The following is a 16,381-nucleotide window of genomic DNA, read 5'->3' as shown; positions in this document are numbered from 1 at the left end:
GTGTGGTCACTATGGTCGGCGGGCGGCCTTGGAAGAAGACCCGTGCGGCGAGCGACCGTAACTTTGGTGCATGATCCAAGGATCAAGCGGGACCACAGCACAACTCATCGGCATACGCACGCGAAGAGGGCATCCCGTACGCGGCCCCGGGGGCAGACGGAGCGCGCCGCCTTCTCCAGGAGGGTGAGCGGCTTCGGCGCACCGCCCGGCCGCCGGACGCGGGCACGGGCCGGCACCGGCTGCGCCGGTGTCACGCCGGCCGGACGTCCGGCGCCGCGTCGCCGCTCCCGGCCCCCGACGCCTTCACCAGCACCTCCCCGGCCGCCGTGCGGACGTACAGCACGGACCGCCCGGACCGACGGCGTTCCACCAGTCCCGCGTCCAGCAGCACCCGCAGATGCCCGCCCACCGAGCCCAGGCCCTTGCCGGTGACGGCGACCAGTTGCGTCGTGCTCATGGGGGTGCGCAGGAACACCAGCAGCGCCGCCCGCGCGGTGCCGACGAGCGCCCCGAGTGCGGCCGGGGCCGGGCGGCGGTCGTGGTCGTCGGCGAGCACGCCGAGACACGGGTAGACGACGGCGTACCGTTCCTGGCCCTCCCACGACACCCAGCTCGTCCTCGGTGTTACCGGCATGAAGAGCAGGTCGGCCCCGTCGGCGATCTCGCGCGGCGGGTAGGCGTTCGGGTTGACCTGGAGGCGGCTCTCCCCGATCCACCGGGCGCCCGGTTTCAGGGAGTCCAGCACCGCCGCCCAGCCTCCCCGGCTGACCTGCGCCGTCCGGGCGACCATGTCGGCCTCCAGGATGCGCCGCCGGCGCTGCCAGTACGGCCGTACGGTCTCGTCCCAGACGTACGTCAGCAGCGCGGTCGCCCGCTGGGGCAGGTCGTCGCGCTCCAGGGCGGCGGGCAGCGGGCCGCCGAGGGACACACGGAGGTCGGCCCGGGCCTGTCCCGCCCCGGTCGACCGCACCCGGGTCACGGTCTCCTCGAAGCTCTCGCCGATGCGTGAGGTGGGGCAGAAGAAGTCGGCGATCCAGGAGGTGCCGAGTGCCGCCCGGACGAGCGGGGCGGCCACCGGGTCGGCGGCGAGGCGCGCACGGTAGCCGGGCAGGTGGGTGCGCAGCCAGTCCTCCTCGCCCCGATGGGCACCGGTCCCCGCGTGCAGCAGTTTCAGGCTCGCGAACGTCTCGGCGAACGGCGAGAGCACGAACCGGCTGCGGGCGAGGGTGTCGGTGCCGATCTGCCACAAGCCCATGCCGACGACCTTTCGCGTGTGGGCGAAACAGTACCCGCGCTCCCCGTCCGGTCCGAGACTGCGGCGCATGCGCAGCTACCGCTCCCTGTTCCGCACCCCGGAGTTCACTCCGTTCCTGCTCTCCTTCGCCGCCTTCGCCGCGGCCCAGACGATCGGCGGTCTGGCCCTCGGCACGCTGGTGTTCCGGGCCACCGGCTCCCCGTTCCTGTCGGCGGTCAGCATGTTCGGCCCGCAGCTCGCTCAGCTGCTGGGCGGCGCGTTCCTGCTCTCGGGCGCCGACCGTCTGCCCCCGCGGGCGGTGCTGTGCGGTCTCGGGCTCGCCTTCGCGGCCGGTTCCGCGGTGCTGGCGCTGCCCGGTCTGCCCGTCGGGGCGGTCTTCGCGGTCGTCCTGGCGCAGGGCCTGGTCGCGTCGCTGGGCGGTGGGGTGCGCGGGGGCCTGATCAACGACATCCTGTCCAAGGACGGCTACGTCCTGGGACGTTCGCTGTACAACATGCTCTGGGGCCTGATGCAGATGGCCGGATTCGCGACGGGCGGCGCGCTGTTGGTGTTCCTGTCCCCCCGGGCCTGTCTGCTGCTCGCGGCGGCGGTGTACGCGGTGTCGGCCCTCGTCACCCGGCTGGGTCTCACGGCCCGGACCCCGCGGTCCCCGGGCCGCCCCTCCCTCTCGGCCTCCTGGCGCACCAACGCCGTCCTGTGGTCCTCCCGCTCCCGTCGCCTGACGTACCTCGGCCTGTGGGTCCCCAACGGCCTGATCGTCGGCGGCGATTCGCTCTACGTCTCCTACGCCCCCGAGGCCGCGGGCACGCTCTACGCGCTGGGGGCGCTGGGCATGTTCGCGGGTGACCTGGCGGTGGGCCGCCTGGTGCCGGTGGCGGTGCGCGCCCGCCTGGCGACGCCGTTGCGTCTGCTGCTGGCCGTGCCCTACCTGTTCTTCGCGCTGCGGCCGGGGGCGGCGCTGTCGGCGGCGGCGGTCACCGTCGCCTCCGTCGGCTTCGCCGCGAGCCTGGTCCTCCAGGAACGTCTGATGAAGCTCACCCCCGACGGCCTCGCGGGCCAGGCGCTCGGCTTGCACGCCACCGGCATGGCCGCGCTGCAGGGCCTCGGCACCGTCCTCGCGGGCGCCCTGGCCCAGCTGACCTCACCGGCCACGGCGATCACGCTGATGGCGAGCGCGTCCGTCACCGTGACCCTGACCCTCGCGGCACTGGGCCGGCACGGGGAACGCCGGCCGGCCGTCGCCGGGCGGGCGGAGGGCCGTGAGCCGGGGCTCCGGGTCGGTCAGTGAAGGGCGGGGTGGTAGACGAGTTCCTGGATGTGGCCGTCGAGGGTCCGGTGCTCGACGAGTTCCAGGTCGAAGTCGGCCGCGTCCCGGAAGACCGGGTCGAGTCCGGTCCGGCCGGTGATGACGGGGAAGAGCGTCACCTGCAGGCGGTCGACCAGGCCGGCGGCCATCAGAGCCCGGTTCATCGACAGGCTGCCGTGCGAGCGCAGCGGCACGTCGGACTCCTTCTTGAGCCGGGCGACCACGTCGACGGCGTCACCACGGGCGACGGTCGCGTCCGGCCAGTCGAGGGGGCCCTCCAGCGTCGTCGAGACCACCGTCGCCGGCAGGCCGCGCATCCTGGTGACCCAGGGGTCGCGCACGTCGGAGTCCTCGGTGCTCTCGGCCAGCATCTGGGTGAACAGCCGGTACGTGGCCGCCCCGAAGACCATCCGCTGGGCGGTGTCGTACAGCGCGAGGCGGTGGTCGAGCAGTTCGGGGCCCTGCTTGCCCCAGTAGCCGGTCCAGTCGCCGCCGGCGGCGCCGTAGCCGTCGAGGCTGGTGAAGACGTCGAAGGTGTAGGTCGCGGTCATGACACGCTCCTCGGGTGGGCTTCGGCAACCGTCACACCCTGGAGACCCGCCGCCGCGCCGTGACTCATCGGCGTTCCCACCCTCAGTGGTCACGATCACTCGGAGGGCGTACGGTGAACGGACGTTCGGGGGAACGCTTCAGCGGGGGAATGGATGGGGCACGGGGAGCGGGAGGGGCGCCGGGTGGTGCCCGGGGCGGTGGTGGCCGCGGGGGTCGTCGGGGCGCTGGCCGTCGCCGCGCTCGTGCTGCGGCCCGGCGAGGGGCTGCTGCACTCCGGCAAGGGGCCGCTCGGTCACTGGGGCTTCGTCGCGATCGGCCTGTCCGTCGTCTGGGCGGTCGGTGTCATGCACACCGGCCGGCGGCTTCGCCCCCGGATCGGCGCCGACTCCACCCGGCTGCCGCCGCGCGAGGAGCGGCTGCGGCAGGCCGCCGTGCCGCTGCTGCTCGTCGGGCCGGGTGTCATCGGCGTCCTGGCCCTGGTCCTGCACCGGTTCACGCACGACAGCACGGCGTCCATGCCGGTGGACCTCCTGCCGCCGCCCAGCTCACCACCGACCACACCCCCGGGCCGCAACAGGTCGATGCCCGAGGAGAGTTCGGGACACGCCCTGTCCCTGCCGTGGTACCTCCTGCTCGGAGTGCTGATCGCGCTCGTCGTCGTGGTCGTCACGGTGGTCGTCGTACGGCGACTGCGACGGTTCGGGCTGACGGTGCCGCCGCGCCCCGGTCCCCCGGGCGTCCCTTCTGAGGACGAGGACGCGCGGCTGCTGCTGTCCGCCGTACGCTCGGCCCGGCGCGCCCTGTCCGACGCCGGTGACGCCCGGGCCGCCGTCATCGCCTGCTACGCCGCGATGGAGGACGCCCTCGCCGCGTCCGGCGTGCGGCGGCACGCCGCCGACAGTCCCGCCGACCTGCTCACCCGCGCCGCCGCCGCGGGCCTCGCCCCGAGCCCGGCCGCGCCGCGTCTGACCGAACTGTTCCGCGAGGCCCGCTACTCCTCGCACCCGATGGGCGCCCCGCACCGTGAGGCCGCGGCCGGGGCCCTGGAGGACATCGCCTCGCATCTCCGGGACCGGGAGGCCGCACGGTGAACCGGACTGCAGGCAGGACCCCGGAGCCGGACGCGCTCCCGCTGCGCCGGCTCGGGCTGCTCGGCGCGGCGGTCGCAGGCTCCGGTGTCCTGCTCGTCCTGCTGCTCGACGGCCCCGTGGCGGCCGGCGCCGTCGTGACCGTGTTCGTCGTGGCGGCGCTGGTGGTCGCCCGGTACGTCGCCGGGGCGGGCGCCCTAGACCCCGGGCGGCGGGACGAGGTGCAGCTGTTGCGGACCCGCGCGCCGGGCATCGGCGAGTGGCGGCGGAACGTCGACACCGCCCTGGGTCCCGACGGCGCCTACTACTACCGCGCCGTGCTCCGGCCCGAACTGCGCCACCTGTACGCCGCCGCGCTCGCCGAGCACCACCATGTGTCGCTCGAGCAGCAGCCGGAGCGCGCCGCCGGGCTGATCGGTCCCGAACTGTGGCCGTGGCTGGGGCCCGAGCCGCCCCGGACCGGCCCCGACGGCGGCGTCCCCGTCGATGTGCTGCGCCGCCTCGTCGACCGGCTCGAAGCACTCGGCACACCCCAAGCCGCCCGTAGCCCCCGTACTCGTGAGGAAGAAGCGACGTGACGAGTCCCTCCACGCCCCCGCCCCGCACCGCCGGGCAGGTCGGCGAGCAGGCCGGTGCCGTACTGCGCGAGATCGGCCGCGCCGTCGTCGGGAAACCCGACGCGCTCGAGCACGTGATGCTGGCCGTGCTGGCCGGCGGGCACGTCCTCGTCGAGGACCTGCCGGGACTCGGCAAGACGCTCCTCGCACGGTCCTTCGCCACCACGCTCGGCCTGGACTTCCGCCGCGTCCAGTTCACGCCCGACCTGCTGCCCTCGGACGTCACCGGGGCGCCGCTGTACGACCAGCGCACCGGCGAGATGGTGTTCCGTCCCGGCCCGGTCTTCACCCACCTCCTCCTCGCCGACGAGATCAACCGGACGCCGCCCAAGACACAGGCCGCGCTGCTCGAGGCGATGGCCGAGTCGCAGGTGACCGTGGACGGCGAGACCCGGCCGCTCGCCGATCCCTTCCTCGTGATCGCGACCGCCAACCCGGTGGAGTACGAGGGCACCTACTCGCTTCCCGAGGCCCAGCTCGACCGGTTCCAGCTGCGGGTGCGGATGGGGTATCTGGCCGCCCGGGAGGAGCTGGCGATGCTGCGGGCCCGGGTCGACCGGGCCGCGCCCGAGGCCGTGCTCGACACGCTCGCGGGGCCGGCCGACGTCCTGGCGTGGCGGGCCGTCGTGGAGCGCGTGGAGATCGACGACGATCTGCTGGAGTACGCCGTCGCCCTGGTCGGCGCGACCCGCGACCATCCGCAGATCAGCATCGGCGCCTCGCCGCGCGGCGGACTCGCCCTGGTCCAACTGGCGCGCGCCCGCGCCGTCCTGGACGGCCGGGACTACGTCGTCCCGGAGGACGTCAAGAGCCTCGCGGTGCCCGCCCTGGCCCACCGGGTGTCGCTGCGGCCGGAGTTGTGGGTGCGGGAGGTGTCCACGGACGACGTGCTGCGCGAGATCGTCGACGGCGTCGGCACGCCGGCCACGCGGCGCACGGCCGCCGTGCCGTCGTGAGCCTGCCCGCGCCGCGGCCGAGCGCCGCGGTGGTCCGCGCCCTGGAGGGGCGCGCCTCACCGACGCAGCCGCCGCCCGCGCCGCCCGGCGGGCCGCGCCCGGGTGCGCGGACGCTGCGCCTGCTGACCGTCGCCGTCGTCGCGCTCTCCGCCGCCCTGCTGACCGGCCGGGCATGGCTGCTCGCGCTGGCGGCGGCGCCCCTGGTGCTGCTGGCGCTCGCGTTGCCGCGCGCGTACGCCCGGCGCGTCGAGACGTCGCTGACCGTCGAACCGCGTCGCTGCTTCGAGGGCGACACCGTCACCGTCCGCATCTCGGTGGCCCACGACGGGGGTGCCGTGCGGCTCGATCCCGGCGTCACGCTCGGCCCGGGCCTGCGGCTGGACGAGGTCGACGTCGGCACCGCCACGGTGACGCTGCGCCACACCGCGCTGCGCTGGGGGCGCTGGTCGCTCGGCCCGGTGGACCTCGACGTGTACGACGCCGGGGGCACCGTGCGCCGCACCGTGCGGGTCGAGGCGGCCGAGGTGTCCGTGTTCCCGCACGCCGCGCAGGCCCGCTTCACACCGATCCCGGCGCGGCTGCCGCAGCGGCTCGGCGAGCACGCCTCGTCCCAGACCGGCGAGGGTGTCGAGGTCATCGGGGTGGCGCCGTGGGTGCCCGGGGAGCGGCAGCGGCGCATCCACTGGCCGTCGACGACACGGCGCGGGGACGTGCAGCTGCACCGGTTCGCTGCCGAGCGGGCCGCCGACACGGTGATGCTGCTGGACGCCTTCGGGGACGTCGTCGACCCGGTGACCGGGGTGTCGTCCCTGGACGAGACGGTGCGCGCCGCGACCGGGCTCGCCCGGGCCTATCTGCGCACCCACGACCGGGTGGGCGTCGTGTCGACCGGGGGCACCACGCGATGGCTGGCGCCGGGCACCGGGGACGCGACGTTCTACCGCATCGTCGAGAGCGTCCTCGACGTCCGCAAGGACCGGCGGTTCGAGGGGCCCGGACTGGAGCGGGTGCCGCCGCCCGCGCTGCCGGAGGGGGCCCTCGTGTACGTGTTCACCCCGTTGAGCGACACACGGGTGCTGAAGGTGCTGCGCGATCTTCAGGGGCGGGGGCGCCGGCCGGTCGTGGTGGAGATCCCGTGCGGGGATCCGCAGGTCGAACCGGGTGACGAGGCGGGCGCGTTGGGGCTTCGGCTGTGGCACGCGGACCGGGACGCCATGCGGTTCGCCCTGCGGGACAGCGGGGTGCCGATGCTGCGGTACGTGGTGGGCGAGTCGTTGGATCCGGTGCTGGCGCCGTTGCTGTCGGGGCGGATCGGGAGTCGGGGGCGAGGGCGGTGACGGTCTCCGGTGCGGGGAGCGGTCTTCGGGAGCACGCCGGGTACTGGATCGGGACCGTGCCGGTGCGGTTGCTCGCGGTGGCGGCCGTCACGGCGGCGTGGCGGCCGTGGGCGACGGTGGACCGGGCCGGGTCCGCGGTGCTGTTCGGCTGCGCGGTGCTCTTCGCGTGGTGGGCCGCGCCGGCGGTGGACCGACGGCCGTCCCTCGGGCCGGCGCGCCGGGCGTACGGTCTGGTGCGGCACCGGACGACCGTGCTGGCGTGCGGCGTCGTGGTGATGGCCGCGAACGGGGAGCCGGCCCGGTGGGAGGGGGCCGGGGTGGCGGTGCTGCTGGTCGCGTACCTGGTGGCGAGCGAGGCCTGGCCGTGGCGTGGGGGGCGCGGGATCGCACGGGTGTGGGCGGAGGCGCTCGGGGCCTGCGCGGGAGCCGGGATGGTGCTGGCCGCCGCGGCGGCTCCGATGACCGGGGTGGGGTCCGGCGGCGGGCGGGTGCTCGCGGCGTCGGTCGTCGTGGGGATGCTGGTGGCCGGTGGCGCAGTGGTGCGTGCGTGGTGGCGGGCGGACGACCGGTGAATCGGGGCGGAGGACAGCGGACGGCGCGGGACTTCGTCCGTCGTGCTCTTCGCCACAGCAGCCCTGCAAATCACCGGGGCCGTAGTACGACGACCCCCTGGGTGACCTCCTCGCGCCCCCGCTTTATGATCGTTGACGAACCGTCGCCCCCCACGCCCCGTGACCCCGCTCCGGAAGACTCTTGACGACCGCGAACGCAGGAAACCACGCGGGTCCCGGCGGTGACACGTGTAACGAAAGGTGTGCTCCATGGCCCTCGGGCTGCTCCGACGCCGGCGTTCCCGCGGCACGTCCGGTGCCCCCTCGAGCCTCTCGGTCCCGCTGCCGCCGGGGGCGGGTGGATTCGGCGTCGAAGTCGTCGACCCCCTGGGACAGCCCATGGCGGGCGCCGAGGTGACCGTGACCGCTCTGGACAGCCACCGCGTCGCCACCCACGGGACCACGGACCCGAACGGCTGGTACCTGGCCACGCTGCCGGCCGGCTCCTACAGCGTGATGACGGTGGCCGAGGGCCTGTCACCGGCCCGCCAGAACCTCGACATCACCGCCGGAGCGGCGCTGCCGCCCGTGCGGATCGCGCTGGAGTCCGCCCGTCAGCCGGAACTGCCGACCGCCGGGACCTGGCTGTTCGATCCTCCGCACACCGCGATCCGCTTCATCGCCAAGCACGTCGGCATGGCCCACGTCCACGGCCGCTTCACCCGCTTCGAGGGCGGCATCCGCGTGGCGCCGAACATGGCCGACTCCCACGTCTCGGTGCGCATCGACGCCTCCAGCCTCACCACAGGCAACAACACCCGCGACAACCATCTGCGTTCCGCGGACTTCCTGGACGTCGAGCGCTACCCGCACATCGACTTCACCAGCACCCGGTTCGCCTACCGCGGCGGGTCCAAGTGGACGCTGCACGGCACGCTCACCATGCACGGCACCAGCCGTTCCGTCGGACTCGACACCACCTACCTCGGGACGGTGAACGGCGGCTACGGCGAGGAGCTGCGCTGCGCGGCGCTCGCCAAGGCGGAACTCCACCGTGAGGACTTCACGCTCAACTGGCGTTCCATGCTGGCCCGCGGCATCGCGGTCGTCGGTCCGACCGTCCAACTGGAGCTGGACGTGCAGGCGATGTACCGGACGCACGACACCCCCACGCCCCCGGAGTAGGCCACCGGCCCCTCCCCCGAGGCGGTTTCGGGGAAGGGGCCGGTGTCGGTGCGGCGCCGTGCTCAGTCGGTGACCTTCACCACGCCCTCCGCCGTGACGTCCGCGCCGGTGCCGTCCGCCGGTGCGGCGGTCAGCCGCCAGGTGTAGCCGCCGTCAGGCACCGGGGTGCCCGACTCGGAGGTGCCGTCCCAGGTGACGCGGACCGTGCCGAGGGTGCCTTCGCCCGTCCAGGTGCGGACGGTCTCGCCGGTGGCGCGGCGGGTGAGGGTCACCTGCCAGGAGGCCGCAGGCTTGGAGAGCCACCACGCGGCGGCCCACTCGCCGGCCGACGTCCGCGGAGCGGCGGTGCGGGCGACGCGCAGTGCGGACACCTCGTGCTGCGGCGCGGTGACGTGCACGGTGTCGTCCGCGTCGACCCAGGCCAGCTTGCCGGCGCCCGCGTCCACGGTCCAGGTGGAGCCGCGTCCGTCGCCCTGCGCGGGCTGCTTCAGCCCGGTGACGGTGCCCAGGTCGGCCGTGCCGCCGTCCGTCCGCAGTGCCGTCAGGCGCAGCGCGCCGGCGGCGTCGCGGTGGGCCGTGAAGCGGTCGCCCAGCAGGACGCCGGCCGCCGGGGCGGGGTAGGTGTGCCCGGTCGCCAGGTCGCGTACGCCCGCCGCGTCCTTCGAGGCGCAGCTCCAGTACAACAGGGTGCCGCTGTACTGGAGTTCGTCGGGGACGCAGGCGGTGCCGAGGTCGATGGTGCTGATCAGCGCGCCGGAACGCACGTTGATCTCCTTGACCTTGCCGGGGCTGTTGAGCGCCGGCTTGAACAGCCTCTTGTGGTCCAGCGCGGCGGCCTGCGCCGGCTGTTCGCGCACGACGAGGTCGCGGGCCGTGTCGACGACGTACTGCCGTCCGCCCGCCGCGTAGAGCACGAACTCGGGCGCGGTGTCCAGGATGCGGCCGTCCTTGCCCGGCAGCGGGAAGCTGTCCGCCGGATGGTCCGGGTCGTCGCCGGTCACCAGCACGTCGGCGCCCGTCACCGGGTCGGCGGTCAGCCGGGCCAGGCCCTCGTCGGTGCCGTCCGCGAAGCGGCCGGCCTCCAGGCCCGGGAAGTCGGCCGACGCCGCTCCGTCCACCGGGTCGAGACCGGTGCCGATGTTCTTCCCGTGCAGCGTCCGTGTGCCGGTGAGGGAGTTGACGTACCGCAGTCTCCCCCGGTCGAGGCCCAGTGCCGTGATCGCACCGTCCGCGGTCTTGGCCCGCGGCACCTGTCGCAGGGTCAGGTCGAAGACGAGCCCCGAGCCGTCCACGCTGAAGTGGTGCACGGCGCGCCTGCCGTCGGCCCCCTTGCCGAGCACGACCAGCGACCCGTTGCCCTCGGCGCGCAGGAACGCCTGCTCGAGGTCGCCGATCAGCGTCCGCTCGGTCTCCGCGCCGGCGAAGGGGGTGACGTGCAGCGGGCCGCCGTCGCCCTCGTACCACAGGACGTTGTCGCCCACCACGAAGGTGGTGACCCTGCTGTCGGGAGCCTGCGTGGCGAGGGGCACGATCCGCGGGGCGGCCGTGCTGCCCCTGGGCATGACCCGTACGCCCGGGGTGCCTTCCCGGGAGTACCAGCTCACGGTGTTCTGCGTGATCCGGAAGTTGCTCGCCTCACCGGTCACGGGCAGCGGGACGACCCTGCCGTTGTAGGCGGTGAGGGTGCCGTAGGCCTGGGTGCCGTCGGCGGTGCGGTAGCCGATGAGCAGTTGGTTGTCGAAGGCGCCGAACAGCGTCGGCTCGGCGCCGGTGGTGGCTCCGGCGGGCAGCTGGACCACGGGGTCGACCGCCGGGTCGCCACCGCGCGCGACGCGCAGCTGGTACGTTCCGTCGCCCTGGTCGACGGTGGCCAGCACCCAGCCGTTGGCGACGCGCGGGTTGAGGTATCCGGCGGGCACCTTGACGGTGCTGGTGTTGGCCGGGTCCTCGACGCCGATCCGCACGACGTCCGTGCCGCCGTCCGTGCGCGGCTTGGTGTAGACGACGCGGTTGAACCCGTCGTGACCGCGCACGACGGCGTCCTGCGGGACGCCCTCGAGCTCCGGGACGGGCTTGGTGGTCCTGTTGTACGTCGTCGTCCAGAGGTAGCTGTCGCCCTCGCGGTGGAGCACGCCCTGGGCGCCGGTCGCGAGCACCGTCTCCGTGCCCTCCCCGTAGGCGTCGGGCGCGGGTATGAGGACCTCGGCCGCCTCCGCGGCCTGTGCCGTGGCCGGCAGGACGGTCGTCAGTCCGGCGGCGAGGACGGCCGCGACGGCCGCGGCCGTGGTGGTGCGGCGGATGCGCCGGGCATGGCTGTCGGTACGCAGGTGTTGGGACACCTGAACCCCCTCGTATGGATGCGTCAACACCCGTTCTGGGTGTGAACTCGGTCAACAGTACGCCCCTGCGCGGGAGTTGTGCGGAAAACGTGTGTCACTCGTGTCGCAGAACTGTCACAGCGCTCGGGAGCGCGACGGCGCGACGAGGTGCCTCCACGCCGGCCCCTCGGCAGCGGGGCACCGGCGGGTGAGCCGTCAGGGTGGACCATGGCCGTTTCCGAGGGTTCCCGGCCATCCGGCAGCGGCGGGGACGGCCCCGTGCGGCGCACGCTGAGGACAGGTCCCGGACCAGGGGCCCCACCCACCGCCCTCAGGGAAGGCAGCCATGACCGACAAGATCGCCGGAATCGAGATCCCCGACAGCAGGCTCGCGCGGGAGGCGACGGAACTGATCCGCGACACCACGCCGCCGCTGATCTTCCACCACTCCCGACGCGTCTACCTCTTCGGCAGCCTCCAGGCCGCGGCGCTCGGCCTGCGGCCCGACCCGGAGCTGCTGTACGTGGCGGCGCTGTTCCACGACACCGGCCTGGTGCCCCCGTACCGCGGCGACGACCAGCGCTTCGAGCTGGACGGCGCCGACCAGGCCCGGGCGTTCCTGCTGGCCCGCGGCCGGTCCGAAGGCGACGCGGACACGGTCTGGACGGCGGTCGCCCTGCACACCACGCCCGAGGTGCCGTACCGGATGGCGCCGGAGATCGCGGCGACCACGGCGGGCGTCGAGGCCGACGTCCTGGGCCTCCGCCTGGGCAACGTCACCCAGGCGCAGATCGACGAGGTCACCGCCGCCCATCCCCGGCCGGACTTCAAGCGCCGGATCCTCGAGGCGTTCACGGAGGGTTTCCGGCACCGCCCCGACAGCACCTTCGGCACGGTGAACGCGGACGTCCTGGAACACTTCGTCCCCGGCTTCCGGCGCGGCGACTTCGTCGAGGTCATCCAGAACTCCGCCTGGCCCGAGTGAGCGCCCGGCGGCGCTGCGACCGGCCCCGACGCCGCCCGTACGGCCGTTGCTAGTCTCCCCGGGTGGAGATTCCGGGAACCGAAGAGATCCGTGCGCTGCACGAGAAGTACGCGCCGACGGCCGAGGCGTTCGACCTCGTGCACACCCACTGCGAGATCGTGTGGGGCATCGCCGAGCAACTGCTCGCCTCGCCGCACCTCGGCCATCTCGACGCCGCACTGGTCCGCGCGGGCTGCCTGCTGCACGACATCGGCGTCTACCGGCTCTACGGGGCCGAGGGGCGGCTGGACCACGGCAACTACATCCGGCACGGGCTGCTCGGCCACGAGATCCTGGAGGAGGAGGGTCTCCCGGAGACGCTGCGCCGCTTCTGCTCCCACCACACGGGGGTGGGGGTCACCAAGGAGGACGTCCTGAGTCAGGGGCTCCCCCTGCCCGTCGCCGACTACCTCGCGGTGACGGCCGAGGAGCGACTGGTCATGTACGCGGACAAGTTCCACAGCAAGTCCAGGCCCACGGCCTTCCTGACCCCCGACGAGTACGCCGCGCACGTGCGGCGCTTCGGCGAGGAGAAGGTCACCGCCTTCCAGGCGCTGCGTGCGGAGTTCGGCGATCCCGAGCTGACCGACCCGGTGCCGGGGGCGGACCGGTCCGGGCCCGACGCGGCTTCCTCCCTGGTCAGGACGTCTGGGTAGGCTGGGAACGGCAGCACACCGCGAATCAGGTCAGGAGCAGACGTGAGCGAGCCGGCGTCCATCGCCCAGCAGCAGGAAATCGCCCGGGAACTCCAGGTGGCGGAGAACTTCGACGCCGAACGGGAGATCGAACGCCGGGTGGCCTTCCTCGCCGAGCGGCTGACCTCGACCGGTCTTCGGTCGCTGGTGCTCGGCATCAGCGGCGGGGTCGACTCCACCACCGCCGGCCGGCTGTGCCAGCTCGCCGTCGAGCGGGCCCGCGCGGCCGGTCACGAGGCGCGTTTCTACGCGATGCGGCTGCCCTACGGGACCCAGGCCGACGAGCACGACGCCCAGCTCGCGCTCTCCTTCATCCAGGCCGACCACGTGCTGACCGTCGACATCAAGCCGGCCAGCGACGCCGCGCTGGCGGCCGCGGTGGCCGCGGACGTCGCCTTCCGCGACGCCCACCACCAGGACTTCGTCCTCGGAAACATCAAGGCCCGCCAGCGCATGATCGCCCAGTACGCGGTGGCGGGGGCGCACGACGGCCTGGTCGTCGGCACCGACCACGCCGCCGAGGCCGTCTCCGGGTTCTTCACCAAGTTCGGCGACGGCGCCGCCGACCTGGTCCCGCTGACCGGTCTGACCAAGCGCCGGGTGCGCGCCGTCGCCGACGCGCTGGGCGCGCCCGCCGAGCTGGTGTGGAAGACGCCGACGGCCGACCTGGAGACCCTGGACCCGGGCAAGGCCGACGAGGTCGCCCTCGGGGTCACCTACGACGACATCGACGACTTCCTCGAAGGCAAGCCGGTGGACGAGGCGGCCTTCGAGAAGATCGTCGCGCGCTACCGCCTCACCGAGCACAAGCGTCAGCTGCCCGTCGCGCCCTGACGGGCCCGCCGTATCGCGGGCGTATCGAGAAGCGCATACGCCCGCGCAACGGCTGTCCGGCTCCCATGGGGGTCATGGACCACCACACATCCCTGACAGCACCGCCCCGCCGCACGACCGGGTTCGTGCTCCCCGTCGCGGCGGCCGCCGCCCTGGCCGGCGCCCTGTTCGTCATGCGCCGGCCGCTCATGATGTCCGCCCCCAGTTGCATGGCCGGGCGGTGGCACGGCTGCCTCGACACGTTCAACGGCGTGGTGCTCGTGACGCTGGTCACGCTCCCCCTCGCCGCGCTGGTGGCGTGGGCCCTGGCGCGCGTCCGGCGTGCCGCGGGCGTCGCGTCGGCGTGGCGGATCTCGTCGGCCGAGGTGGGCATGGTCCACGGGACGGTGCCGTTCCTGTGGCTGACCATGATGCCGGGCGGCGGGGCGGGCGTCGCCCCCGCGCGGGTGAGCCTCGTACCGCTGCGGGACCTGGTCACCATGGGGACCCTCGGCATCGTCGGCAACCTGCTGGTCTTCGCGTCGCTCGGGTTCTTCGCCCCCATGCGATGGGCCGCCCTGGCGTCCGTGCCGCGGGTCCTGGCGCTCGGGGCCGGCTGCTCGGTCCTGGTCGAGACCGCGCAGTACGCCCTGCGACTGGACCGGGTGTCCTCCGTGGACGACGTGCTGGTCAACGCCTCCGGGGCCGCGCTGGCCGCGCTGGCGTCGCGTCGCTGGTGGCGCACCGCGGCCCCCGCACCGTCGGGCCGGTCCCGCCCGGCGGCGACGGCCGCCTGAGCGACGGCCCCGGTACGTCCGCGTCTTCTGCCGCGCCTTCTCATACGCCGGCGATATGCGCGGTGTCTAGGCTGCATGACATGCGCGTACTGATCGTGGAGGACGAGCCCTACCTGGCGGAGGCCGTCCGTGACGGTCTCCGGCTGGAGGCGATCGCCGCCGACATCGCCGGCGACGGGCACGCCGCCCTGGAGCTGCTCGGCGTCAACTCCTACGACCTGGCGGTCCTCGACCGCGACATCCCCGGCCCCTCCGGCGACGAGGTCGCCCGGCGCATCGTGGCCTCCGGCAGCGGCATCCCGATCCTCATGCTCACCGCCGCGGACCGGATCGACGACAAGGCGTCCGGGTTCGAGCTCGGCGCCGACGACTACCTCACCAAGCCGTTCGACCTGCGGGAGCTGGTCCTGCGGCTGCGGGCGCTCGACCGCAGGCGCGCGTACGCCCGGCCCCCGGTCCGCGAGATCGCGGGCCTGCGCGTCGATCCCTTCCGCCGGGAGGTCTTCCGCGACGGCCGCCATGTCGCGCTCACCCGCAAGCAGTTCGCCGTGCTCGAGGTCCTCGTCGCCGCCGAGGGCGGTGTGGTCAGCGCCGAAGAGCTGCTGGAGCGGGCCTGGGACGAGAACGCCGACCCCTTCACCAACGCCGTCCGCATCACGGTCTCCGCCCTGCGCAAACGGCTCGGCGAGCCCGGGATCATCGCCACGGTGCCGGGCGTCGGCTACCGCATCGCCGACGGCCCGAGCCCCGGCACCTCCCGTCCGGGCAGCGCCCGTGCCTAGACTCCCGGGGCTCAGTGTCCGGCTGAAACTCGCCCTCAGCTACGCCGGGTTCCTCGCCGTCGCCGGGGCGCTGCTGCTGGCCGTGGTGTGGTGGTTCCTGCTGCGCTACGTGCCCGACAACTCGCAGGGCCTGCTCGGGGTCTCGCCCAACCGCTTCCTCCTCGTGCGCACTTTCGCCCCCGCCGCGGCCGTGGCGATGGCCTTCCTGCTGCTGTTCGGCCTGGTCGGCGGGTGGTTCCTCGCCGGCCGGATGCTCGCACCGCTCACCCGGATCACGGCCGCGACCCGGCTGGCCGGGCACGGGTCGTTGTCCCACCGGATCCGCATGCGGGGCCGCCAGGACGAGTTCCGTGAACTCGCCGACTCCTTCGACTCGATGCTCGGGCAACTCGAGTCGCATGTCGCCGAGCAGCAGCGGTTCGCGGCGAACGCCTCGCACGAACTGCGCACCCCGCTGGCCGTCTCGCGGACGCTGCTCGACGTCGCCCGCAAGGACCCCACGCGCGACCGGGACGAACTCGTCGAACGCCTGTACGTCGTCAATGCGCGGGCGATCGACCTCACCGAGGCCCTCCTGCTGCTCAGCCGCAGCGACCGCGGGAACGTCACCCGCGAGAGCGTCGATCTGTCCCTCGTCGCGGAGGAGGCGGCGGAGACCCTGCTGCCCCTCGCCGAGCGGCGCGGGATCACGCTCGACGTCACCGGCGGCACGGCACGGACCAGCGGCTCGGCGGAACTCCTGCTGCGGCTGGTGACCAACCTCGTCCAGAACGCCGTCGTCCACAACCTCCCCGCCGGCGGCACCGTGACGGTCGGCACCGCGACGCGGGGGGACTTGTGCGTGCTGCGGGTCGAGAACACGGGTCCGCCGCTGCCGCCCGAGCTGGTGCCGACGCTCGTCGAGCCCTTCCGGCGCGGATCGGACCGCGTGCGCACCGACGAGCACGCCGGCGCCGGCCTCGGGCTCGCCATCGTGCACAGCATCGTCCGCGCCCACGGCGGCACCCTCGACCTCGTCCCTCGCCCCGCCGGCGGTCTCCTCGTCACGGTGCGGCTTCCCGGCACGGTGTAGGCGGCCCGCGGGCCCGGACGACGAGCGGTGCCC

General features: G+C 74.0%; 16 protein-coding genes. 13 read left to right on the top strand and 3 right to left on the bottom strand.

The window, feature by feature from the left end; all coding sequences use genetic code 11:
• Positions 1 to 250: 250 nt before the first annotated feature.
• Positions 251 to 1,255 carry a helix-turn-helix domain-containing protein gene (locus AB0E77_RS16950; RefSeq protein WP_361570794.1) on the bottom strand — a complete coding sequence of 335 codons (1,005 nt, stop codon included), beginning with the start codon at positions 1,253 to 1,255 and terminating at the stop codon, positions 251 to 253.
• Between the two features lie 67 nt (positions 1,256 to 1,322).
• Between AB0E77_RS16950 and AB0E77_RS16945 the strand changes: the two genes are divergently transcribed.
• Positions 1,323 to 2,543, top strand: coding sequence for an MFS transporter (locus tag AB0E77_RS16945; RefSeq protein WP_361570792.1), 1,221 nt, complete (start codon positions 1,323 to 1,325; stop codon positions 2,541 to 2,543).
• On the opposite strand, the gene AB0E77_RS16940 is transcribed toward AB0E77_RS16945, so the two are convergent.
• Complete coding sequence (locus AB0E77_RS16940) at positions 2,537 to 3,112, bottom strand: dihydrofolate reductase family protein (protein WP_361570789.1); 576 nt, start codon at positions 3,110 to 3,112, stop codon at positions 2,537 to 2,539. The two genes, AB0E77_RS16945 and AB0E77_RS16940, sit on opposite strands and share 7 nt — an antisense overlap.
• A 153-nt stretch (positions 3,113 to 3,265) precedes the next feature.
• Between AB0E77_RS16940 and AB0E77_RS16935 the strand changes: the two genes are divergently transcribed.
• From AB0E77_RS16935 to AB0E77_RS16910, 6 genes are all read left to right on the top strand, one after another.
• Positions 3,266 to 4,204, top strand: a complete 939-nt coding sequence (locus tag AB0E77_RS16935) for a DUF4129 domain-containing protein (RefSeq protein ID WP_361570786.1) — start codon at positions 3,266 to 3,268, stop codon at positions 4,202 to 4,204.
• Positions 4,201 to 4,779 (top strand): hypothetical protein, encoded by a 579-nt coding sequence (locus AB0E77_RS16930; RefSeq protein ID WP_361570784.1) that lies wholly within the window; start codon positions 4,201 to 4,203, stop codon positions 4,777 to 4,779. Before AB0E77_RS16935 ends, AB0E77_RS16930 begins: the two co-directional genes overlap by 4 nt.
• Positions 4,776 to 5,774 (top strand): MoxR family ATPase, encoded by a 999-nt coding sequence (locus AB0E77_RS16925; RefSeq protein WP_361570782.1) that lies wholly within the window; start codon positions 4,776 to 4,778, stop codon positions 5,772 to 5,774. Before AB0E77_RS16930 ends, AB0E77_RS16925 begins: the two co-directional genes overlap by 4 nt.
• The gene (locus AB0E77_RS16920; RefSeq protein ID WP_361570779.1) at positions 5,771 to 7,111 is read left to right on the top strand and encodes a DUF58 domain-containing protein; all 1,341 of its coding nucleotides are present in this window, start codon (positions 5,771 to 5,773) and stop codon (positions 7,109 to 7,111) included. The genes AB0E77_RS16925 and AB0E77_RS16920 overlap by 4 nt, the downstream gene beginning before the upstream one ends.
• The gene (locus tag AB0E77_RS16915; protein WP_361570776.1) at positions 7,108 to 7,683 is read left to right on the top strand and encodes a hypothetical protein; all 576 of its coding nucleotides are present in this window, start codon (positions 7,108 to 7,110) and stop codon (positions 7,681 to 7,683) included. Before AB0E77_RS16920 ends, AB0E77_RS16915 begins: the two co-directional genes overlap by 4 nt.
• 249 nt (positions 7,684 to 7,932) lie before the next feature.
• Complete coding sequence (locus tag AB0E77_RS16910; RefSeq protein WP_361570773.1) at positions 7,933 to 8,847, top strand: YceI family protein; 915 nt, start codon at positions 7,933 to 7,935, stop codon at positions 8,845 to 8,847.
• A gap of 62 nt (positions 8,848 to 8,909) precedes the next feature.
• On the opposite strand, the gene AB0E77_RS16905 is transcribed toward AB0E77_RS16910, so the two are convergent.
• On the bottom strand, positions 8,910 to 11,186 hold the full coding sequence (locus AB0E77_RS16905) for a FlgD immunoglobulin-like domain containing protein (RefSeq protein ID WP_361570772.1): 2,277 nt from the start codon (positions 11,184 to 11,186) through the stop codon (positions 8,910 to 8,912).
• 325 nt (positions 11,187 to 11,511) lie between these two features.
• Between AB0E77_RS16905 and AB0E77_RS16900 the strand changes: the two genes are divergently transcribed.
• From AB0E77_RS16900 to AB0E77_RS16875, 6 genes are all read left to right on the top strand, one after another.
• Complete coding sequence (locus AB0E77_RS16900; RefSeq protein ID WP_361570769.1) at positions 11,512 to 12,150, top strand: HD domain-containing protein; 639 nt, start codon at positions 11,512 to 11,514, stop codon at positions 12,148 to 12,150.
• A gap of 62 nt (positions 12,151 to 12,212) precedes the next feature.
• Positions 12,213 to 12,845: an HD domain-containing protein gene (locus AB0E77_RS16895; protein ID WP_361570766.1), complete on the top strand. Its 633-nt coding sequence runs from the start codon at positions 12,213 to 12,215 to the stop codon at positions 12,843 to 12,845.
• A gap of 42 nt (positions 12,846 to 12,887) precedes the next feature.
• Positions 12,888 to 13,718 carry an ammonia-dependent NAD(+) synthetase gene (nadE, locus tag AB0E77_RS16890; RefSeq protein WP_361570763.1) on the top strand — a complete coding sequence of 277 codons (831 nt, stop codon included), beginning with the start codon at positions 12,888 to 12,890 and terminating at the stop codon, positions 13,716 to 13,718.
• 74 nt (positions 13,719 to 13,792) lie between these two features.
• Positions 13,793 to 14,494 carry a VanZ family protein gene (locus AB0E77_RS16885; RefSeq protein ID WP_361570760.1) on the top strand — a complete coding sequence of 234 codons (702 nt, stop codon included), beginning with the start codon at positions 13,793 to 13,795 and terminating at the stop codon, positions 14,492 to 14,494.
• Positions 14,495 to 14,574: 80 nt separating this feature from the next.
• On the top strand, positions 14,575 to 15,276 hold the full coding sequence (locus AB0E77_RS16880; protein ID WP_361570757.1) for a response regulator transcription factor: 702 nt from the start codon (positions 14,575 to 14,577) through the stop codon (positions 15,274 to 15,276).
• Entirely contained in the window at positions 15,269 to 16,348 is a 1,080-nt protein-coding gene (locus AB0E77_RS16875) for a HAMP domain-containing sensor histidine kinase (protein ID WP_361570754.1), read from the top strand. Before AB0E77_RS16880 ends, AB0E77_RS16875 begins: the two co-directional genes overlap by 8 nt.
• Positions 16,349 to 16,381 lie beyond the last annotated feature (33 nt).

It is taken from the genome of Streptomyces sp. NPDC032940, from assembly GCF_040636935.1.
Taxonomy (GTDB): domain Bacteria; phylum Actinomycetota; class Actinomycetes; order Streptomycetales; family Streptomycetaceae; genus Streptomyces.
The sequence above is the reverse complement of the archived record's forward strand: the minus strand, read 5'-3'. Positions and strand labels throughout refer to the sequence as shown.

Coding starts and splice junctions, on each gene's coding strand:
- AB0E77_RS16950 (WP_361570794.1), bottom strand. CDS start 1,255: ATGGGCTTGTGGCAGATCGGCACCGACACCCTCGCCCGCAGCCGGTTC.
- AB0E77_RS16945 (WP_361570792.1), top strand. CDS start 1,323: ATGCGCAGCTACCGCTCCCTGTTCCGCACCCCGGAGTTCACTCCGTTC.
- AB0E77_RS16940 (WP_361570789.1), bottom strand. CDS start 3,112: ATGACCGCGACCTACACCTTCGACGTCTTCACCAGCCTCGACGGCTAC.
- AB0E77_RS16935 (WP_361570786.1), top strand. CDS start 3,266: ATGGGGCACGGGGAGCGGGAGGGGCGCCGGGTGGTGCCCGGGGCGGTG.
- AB0E77_RS16910 (WP_361570773.1), top strand. CDS start 7,933: ATGGCCCTCGGGCTGCTCCGACGCCGGCGTTCCCGCGGCACGTCCGGT.
- AB0E77_RS16900 (WP_361570769.1), top strand. CDS start 11,512: ATGACCGACAAGATCGCCGGAATCGAGATCCCCGACAGCAGGCTCGCG.
- AB0E77_RS16885 (WP_361570760.1), top strand. CDS start 13,793: ATGGACCACCACACATCCCTGACAGCACCGCCCCGCCGCACGACCGGG.
- AB0E77_RS16880 (WP_361570757.1), top strand. CDS start 14,575: ATGCGCGTACTGATCGTGGAGGACGAGCCCTACCTGGCGGAGGCCGTC.